This window comes from Duganella phyllosphaerae (assembly GCF_001758785.1).
Lineage (GTDB): Bacteria > Pseudomonadota > Gammaproteobacteria > Burkholderiales > Burkholderiaceae_D > Rugamonas > Rugamonas phyllosphaerae.
On the sequence record NZ_LROM01000083.1, the window covers coordinates 1 to 5965 of the forward strand.

Sequence of the window (5965 nt, forward strand, 5' to 3'; positions counted from 1 at the left end):
ACAGCGCCGACCGGCCATTGATCACGTTTACCTTCAGCGAAGCGCCGGTCGGTTTCAGCAATGCCAGCCTGGCCGTCACCGGCGGCGTGCTGGGCACGCTGACGCCCACCACCAATCCGCTGGTGTTTACGGCGGTGTTGACGCCCACCGCCGGCCAGGCCGCCGGCACGGCCTCGGTCGCGCTGGCCGCAGGCAGTTATACCGACGCCGCCGGCAACAGCGGCATCGGCGCCAGCACCCCGACCATCAGCTACAACACGCTGGCGCCAGGCGTGGCGATCAGCAGCAGCGCCACCACCCTCAAGGCTGGCGAGACCGCGCTGATCACCTTCAAGTTCAGCACCGTGCCCACCGGTTTTACCGACGGCGACCTGGTGGTCACCGGCGGCGCCTTGGGTTTGCTGGCCGCCACCGCCGATCCGTTGGTGTTTACCGCCGAGTTTACTCCCGCCGTGGGCGTCACCGAGGGCGCGGTGGCGATTGCCAACGGCGCCTATACCGATGTCTCGAACACGCCCGGCCTGGGCGGCAGCCTGGCGCCTATCGTCATCGACAACCTGGTGCCCACCCTGGCCATCACCAGCAGCGCTACCACGCTCAACGCCGGCGCCACCGCGCTGATCACCTTCACCTTCAGCGAAGCGCCGCTCGGCTTTACCCTGGCCAGCCTGGGCGCGGCCAACGGCGCCTTTGCCAACCTGGTGCAGACTGCCGATCCGCTGGTATACACGGCAGTGTTTACCCCCGCCGCCAACGTGGCGGGCGACAGCGCCCAGATCACGGTGGCGCCGTTTAGCGACCTGGCGGGCAATGCTGGCGTGGTCGGCGCCGTGCCGGCCATTGCCATCGACACCGTCGCGCCGCTGCTCACCGGTGGCAGCGTGCAGTTCTCTGCCGACCATGGCGCCAGCAGCACCGACCTGGTGACCGACACCGCGCTGCAGGACATCGCCGGCACCCTGTCCGGACCGCTCGCGGCAGGCGACGTGGTGGAAGTGTCGCTCGATAACGGCGCCACCTGGCAGGGTGCAGTAGCCGCGCCGGGCGCCAGCACCTGGCTGCTGGCCGGCCAGACCCTCGGCGCCGGCAGCGGCGCCGTGCAGGTGCGCGTGACCGACGCCGCCGGCAACCACGGCGCCGTGACCGCGCGCGCCTATACCATCGACACCACCGCCCCCACGGTCACCATCGCCACCGCCGACACCAGCCTGCGCGACGGCCAGTCGGCGCTGGTCACCTTCACGTTTACCGAGGCACCCAGCGGCTTCACCCAGGCCGACCTGGTAGCCACCGGCGGTACCTTGAGCAACTTCACCGCCACCGCCAACCCGCTGGTCTACACCGTGTTGCTGACGCCGCTGACCACGCTAACCGGCCAACTGGGCGGCGCCAGCGTGAGCCTGGCCAATGGCCTGTACACGGACGCCGCCGGCAACCTGGGCGCCGGTGGCGGCCTGGCGTCGATCGCGGTCGATACGGTGGCGCCGGTGCTGACCATCGACACCAGCGCCAGCAGCCTCAAGGTGGGCGAGACCGCCACCATTACCTTCACGTTTACCGAAGTGCCGGCCGGCTTCACGCTGGCCGATATCAGCGCGCTCAACGGCACGCTGGGCAATTTCACCGCCAGCGCCGACCTGCTGGTGTACACCGCCACCTTCACGCCGCAGCCGGGCCTGGCCGGTGGCAACGCGGTGGTCAGCGTGGCCGCCAGTGCGGTCGCCGACGCCGCCGGCAACCTGGGCGTTGGCGCCAGCAGCGCGCCGATTGCCATCGATACGCTGGCGCCGGCCATTACCGGTGCCTCGATCGCCTTCTCGACCGACAATGGCGTCAGCAATACCGACCTGGTCACCAACGTCGCCGCCCAGGTCATCAGCGGCACGCTGAACGGCGCGCTGGGCGCCGGCGAACAGGTCGAAGTCTCGCTCGACAGCGGCGCCACCTGGCTCACCGCCGTGCCGACGTCGGCCACGCAGTGGGCGCTGGCGCTGCAGGTATTGCCCGACAGCGGCGGCGCCGTGCAGGTGCGGGTGCGGGTGGCCGATACGGCCGGCAACACCGGTCCGGTATTCTCGGCCAGCTATGCGCTCGACGTCACCGCGCCGACCGTCGCGGTGACCAGCAGCGCCACCAGCCTGCGCGCCGGTGAAGCGGCCACGCTCACGTTCACCTTCAGCGAAGTGCCCACCGGCTTCGATCTGGCCGACCTGGTGGCCGTCAACGGCACCCTGGGTGGTTTTGCCGCCACCGGCGACGCGCGCGTGTTCACGGTACAACTGACCCCGGCCGCCGGCCTGGCCGGCGCCAGCGCCTTTGTCACCCTGGCGCCGGGCGCCTACACCGACGCCGCCGGCAACGCTGGCGCCGGCTTCACGTCGCCGTCGATCACGGTCGACAGCGCGCCGCCGGTGCTGCAAATTACCAGCAGTGCCGGTAGCGGCGGCGTGCTGGCGCTGGGCGAGCAGGCGGTGATCCGCTTCAGCTTCAGCGAACTGCCGGTGGGCTTCGATGCCGCCGACATCGTGGTGGCCGGCGGCGTCCTCAGCGGCTTTGCCCAGACCGCCAACCCGCTCGAATACACTGCCATCCTGACCCCCGACCAGTCGGTGGCCAACGGTGTGGCCACCGTCAGCGTGGCCGGTGGCTACGTTGACGCTGCCGGCAACCCTGGAGCGCCGGCGTCGATGGCGCCGATCAGCTACAGCACCCAGGCGCCCACCACCACCGGCGCCACGCTGGTGTTTTCCAACGATACCGGCATCAGCAGCAGCGACCACCTCACCAATAATCCGGTGCAGACCATTGGCGGTACCCTCACCGCCAACCTGGCCGTGGGCGAGACGGTCGAAGTGTCGCAGGACGATGGCGTGACCTGGAGCACCGCCGTGGCGCCGTCCGGCGGCGCCATCTGGGCGCTGCCCACGCCCGTGGTGCTGGCCTTCCAGGGCTTGCTGCTGGTACGCGTGACCGATGCCGCCGGCAACCACGGCCCGATAGCGTCAACCGCCTACGCGGTCGATTCACTCGCACCGGCCGTGACCATGACCAGCGACGCCGCCACGCTGGCGGCCGGCCAGAGCGCCAACCTGACCTTTACCTTCAGCGAAGCGCCGCAGGGCTTTACCGCTGCCAGCCTGACGGTGGCCGGCGGCGTCGTCAGCGGCCTGGCCGTCACCGCCAATCCGAACGTCTATACCGCCGTGTTCACCCCCGCCGCCGGCTACCTGGGCGCGGCCGGCGTGTCGCTGGCGCCGGGCAGCTACAGCGATGCCGCCGGCAACGCCGGCCTCGGTGGCGCCCTGCCGGCCATCTCGGTCGATGCGCAGGCCCCTGGTTTGACGATCACCAGCAGCAGCACCCAGCTCAAGGCCGGCGACACGGCGGTGATCACCTTCACCTTCAGCGAGGCGCCGGTGGGCTTCGACCTGGACGCCATCAACGTCTCCAACGGCGTGCTGTCGAACCTGGTCGCCAGCGCCGATCCGCTGGTGTACACGGCGCTGTTTACCCCGAGCGCCGGCGTGGCCGGCGCCAGCGCTGCCATCGGGGTGGCGACCGGCGGCTACCGCGACCTGGCCGGCAATGCCGGCGTGGCCGTGGCCGGCCCGCAAATTGCGCTCGACACCCTGGCGCCGGCCGCCTCGACCGTCGGCTTCCCGCGCTTCTCGGCCGACACCGGCGTCAGCAACGCCGACCTGGTGACTGCAGTAGCGGCGCAGACCGTGAGCGGCGTACTGTCGCTGCCGCTGGCCACCGGCGAAAGCGTGCAGGTCTCGTTCGACAACGGCGCCACCTGGGAGGTTGCCACCGTCAATAACCTGACCTGGTCGCTGGCCCACACCCTGACCGGCAGCGGCGTGCTGCGGGTGCGGGTGGCCGACGCCTTTGGCAACCTCAGCGCGGAAACTTTCAACACCTACGCGCTCGACCAGAGTGCGCCCACGGTGGTCATCAGCAGCAATGTGGCGGTGGCCAACGGCACCGATGGCGCCATCATCACGTTCACCTTCTCCGAGCTGCCCACCAGCTTCTCGGCGGCCAATCTCAACGTGAGCGGCGGCGTGCTGGGCGCGCTCACCGCCACCGCCGATCCGCTGGTGTACACCGCCGTCTTCACGCCGCAGGCCGGCGTGGCGGCAGGCACTGCCAGCATTGCCGTCACCGGCGGCTACGCGGACGCCGCCGGCAACAGCGGCCTGCCCGGCAGCATCCCGGCGCTGCAGATCGACACCGTGCCACCAGTGGCCAGCGTCACCGGTGGCGTGCTGTTGTCCAACGATACCGGCACCCCGGGCGACCTGATTACCAACAATCCGCAGCAGACCCTGAGCGGCACGCTGTCGGCGCCGCTCGCTGCCGGCGAGTTCGTGCAGGTGTCGGTCGATGGCGGCCAGACCTTTACCGCCGCCACCGTCAACGGCACCGGCTGGACCCTGGCAGGCCAGACCCTGGCCGCTGCCGGCAACCTGGTGGTGCGCGTGGCCGACGCCGCCGGCAACGCCACGGCAGCCATCACCACGCCCTACACGGTCGATACGGTGGCGCCCACGGTGGCTATCGCCAGCAGCAGCGCGGCGCTGTTGCCGGGCCAGAGCACCACGCTCACCTTCACTTTCAGCGAGGCGCCGCAAGGCGTGTCGGCCGCCAGCCTGGCGGTCACCGGCGGCACCCTGAGTAACTTTGCTGCCACCGCCAATCCCAATGTCTATAGCGCCGTCTTCACGTCCGATCCGGGTTATACCGGCGCCGTCGGCGTGACCCTGGCTGCCGGCAGCTACAGCGACAATGCCGGCAATGCCGGCATCGGCGGTGCGCTGGCCGGGCTGGTGGTGGACGGCACGCCGCCCACCCTGGCCATTACCAGCGACCTGGCCGCGCTCAAAGCCGGCGACACCGCGCTGATCACGTTTACCTTCAGCGAGGCGCCGCAGGGCTTTACCGCCGCCGACGTCGTGGTCATCAACGGCGCGCTGTCCGGCTTAGCCGTCACCGCCAATCCGCTGGTGTACACGGCGTTGTTCTCCCCTGGCGCCGGCGTGGCGGCGGGCGTGGCTGGCATCAGCGTGGCCGCCGGCGTCTATACCGACCTGGCCGGCAACGGCGGTCTGGCCGCCGTTGGCCCGCAAATCGCCATCGATACCGTGGCCCCGCTGGCCGTTGCCAGCGGTGCGCCCGGCTTCTCGGCCGACACCGGGGTCAGCAGTACCGACCTGGTGACATCGGTTGCCGCGCAAACCGTACGCGGCAACCTGTCGCAGCCGCTCGACGCCGGCGACCGCGTGGAAGTCTCGTTCGACAATGGCTTCAACTGGCAAACCGCCGCCGTCGACAACACCGGCGCCGCCTGGACGCTGGACCATGTGCTCACCGGCAGCGGCGTGCTGCAAGTGCGCGTGGTCGATGCTGCCGGCAACACCGGCATCGCCAGCACCACCGCCTACGCGCTCGACCAGGGCGCGCCGACCGTCACCATCAGCAGCGATGTGGCTGCCGTCAGTGTCGCCCGCCCGGCCGTGATCACGTTCACCTTCTCCGAAGCGCCTGCCGGCTTTGGCGCCGCCAGCCTGACGGCCACCGGCGGCAGCCTTGGCGCCGTGGCCGCTACCGCCAATCCGAACGTATACACCGCCACCTTTACGCCGGTAGCCGGCTACGAAGGCGCCGCTGGCGTGGTGCTGGCCGCCGGCAGTTACACCGACCTGGCCGGCAATGCCGGCACCGGCGCCGTGCTGGCCGGCCTGGTGGCCGATGCAACAGCGCCCACGCTGGTCATCGCCAGCAGCACCGCCGCCGTCAAGAGCGGCGACACTGCCCTGATCACCTTCACCTTCAGCGAGGCGCCGCAAGGCTTTGGCGCCGATGATGTGACGGTGGCCAACGGTGCGTTGTCCGGCTTTGCCGCCACCGCCAATCCGCTGGTGTACACGGCGCTGTTCACCCCCGCCGCCGGCGTGGCGGCGGG

Annotated in this window: 1 protein-coding gene; it reads left to right on the forward strand. The window is 70.3% G+C overall.

Going from position 1 to position 5965, the window contains the following annotated elements:
- Positions 1 to 5965, forward strand: a 5965-nt coding sequence (locus tag DUPY_RS28380) for an Ig-like domain-containing protein (protein WP_070248378.1), incomplete at both ends; no start/stop codon positions are given.